This window comes from Gluconobacter sphaericus NBRC 12467 (assembly GCF_006539125.1).
GTDB lineage: Bacteria > Pseudomonadota > Alphaproteobacteria > Acetobacterales > Acetobacteraceae > Gluconobacter > Gluconobacter sphaericus.
In genome coordinates this window covers 1-1,736 of the sequence record NZ_BJMK01000080.1, presented here as the reverse complement: position 1 = coordinate 1,736, position 1,736 = coordinate 1, and the positions used below count along the sequence as shown (strand labels likewise).

General features: G+C 54.0%; 1 protein-coding gene and 2 pseudogenes. 1 reads left to right on the top strand and 2 read right to left on the bottom strand.

Annotation, left to right across the window (positions count from 1 at the left end; all coding sequences use genetic code 11):
- Positions 1–244: pseudogene (locus GSP01_RS14555) on the bottom strand (SMP-30/gluconolactonase/LRE family protein); the annotation flags it as partial.
- 267 nt (positions 245–511) lie between these two features.
- Between GSP01_RS14555 and GSP01_RS14550 the strand changes: the two are divergent.
- Entirely contained in the window at positions 512–805 is a 294-nt protein-coding gene (locus tag GSP01_RS14550) for a plasmid mobilization protein (protein ID WP_167495581.1), read from the top strand.
- 710 nt (positions 806–1,515) lie between these two features.
- Here the strand turns inward: GSP01_RS14550 and GSP01_RS15355 are convergent.
- Positions 1,516–1,736, bottom strand: a pseudogene (locus tag GSP01_RS15355) (DHA2 family efflux MFS transporter permease subunit); the annotation flags it as partial.

The following is a 1,736-nucleotide window of genomic DNA, read 5'->3' as shown; positions in this document are numbered from 1 at the left end:
CTTTGAAGGACGGGTCCAGAAAGAGGACGTCAGGGTCAGGGAGGAAGCTGGGGCCAGCTTGTGCCCCCCAGGCTCGTGCAGGCTGGCTGACGACACTGGAAGGGGTAATGCTTCCAGAAAGATTAGCCGCTTTTGCGTTTTTGAAGCCGAGGAGAGAGGCGCCTGCCAGCCCTGTGAGAATAGTGCGGCGGGTCGGGGGCTTTTTGAACAGGTCGGTCTTGGAAGATGAAAAGGTGGCAGTCATCACGTTCTCCTTGGCTTATGTGTGTCTTGTCACGACTGCCCAAGTGAGAAAAATCACCATTTCGTATGGTTTTCCTTGATGGTTATTTCTGAAGTATTTTTATAATGTTATTTTTTGAAATTAAGTTTCTGAATTTCTTTTATTTTTTTCTGCGTTTATTCTGTTTTTAGTCAGAAATGTTGAATGGGTAGCCATTCAACATTTGGCAAGGAAGAGTATCTTCCCCGTTGCCCCCCGCAAACTACAAAAAAAACAGGATGCCCCGTTATGTCTATTGCCCCATCTCCATCCCGTATCCGGTCCTTTCGCCTCTCTGTTCGGGCCTCGCCCACAGAGCTTGAACGCTGGAACAATGCAGCGCAGGCGCTCGGCCATGCCACAACTGCTGACTGGGTCCGGACATTGTTACAGGATGCCGTCCTGTCTCACCATCGTGTCGGAAAGGTCAGTCATGAGCTCCGTCAGTTGCGTGACGAATTGGGACGGATTGGCAACAACCTGAATCAGCTGGTTCACGCTGCTCATCTCGGTGGCGCCGTTGCCTGTAGTGACACATTATAGGATATCGACCGCCTGAAAGACCGGGCCGATCACCTGTTGCGTGGTTTGCGTCCTGTTCGTGTCCAGAGGGTTAGGTCTGTTTCCGTTTTTATCATGCACTGAACCGGCGATCAGGTCTTCGCAGGTGCGACGTCATGATTGTGCAGTAAAGCCGGATCAAGACCAGCAGTGGGCACCAAGCGGTTTCCCGCCATGTCCTACTGCCGGAATGGCAAGACGACCATGTTCTCAGCAGTAAATTCACATGGCAGCGTCTGGAGAAGATTGCCCGTCTGGAAGAACTGAGATTGGGGCACACTCTCGTGCCCGGACGTCATGACCGGGCTATTGCAAAGGCTTTGAGAGAGGCCGGAAATTCTGAGGCCGCAGACAAGGTTGCGGCTCTGGTTGCGGAAGATAATTCGGCACGTCCAGTCGCTGCTTATACGTCACAAGCGCGGAGAATGACAGAATGTCAGGGATTGGATCTGCCTGCGGCCAGACGCGAGATCATGGCGTTCTGGAAAAGGTCCGGAAATGGCTTGAAGATGTTTCGCCGCCTTCTTGCTGAGAAAAACTGGCGCATGCGACCGGGAGACCGCACGGACCGACGGCGGGACGCTCATGTCATTGAGGTAGATGGCGGTCTGCTGATCAGATCATTCACACGTCTGACAAAGGTCCGCACGAAAGATTTTCGTTTTTTTCTTCAAGAAGAGGCTCCACGAACGGGGGTGAAAAGAAGCGCTCGCGACCCTCGGCATCTGTCGGCCCGCCACATGAGCTACCGTCATCTGAGCCATAGGGGCGAGCAGTCCGCCCGCCATGCCTTGCAGCAGACGGAATACGATCAGGGACGGCGCAGACCACGCCAACGCGCACAGACCTGATGTCAGCGTGATGGCACCGAAGCACCATAAATAGACCGCTCGCCCCCCGAGGCGGCTTACGA

What these genes read in the sequence shown, in the direction of transcription:
- GSP01_RS14550 (WP_167495581.1), top strand. Translation starts at nt 512, where the DNA reads ATGTCTATTGCCCCATCTCCATCCCGTATCCGGTCCTTTCGCCTCTCT.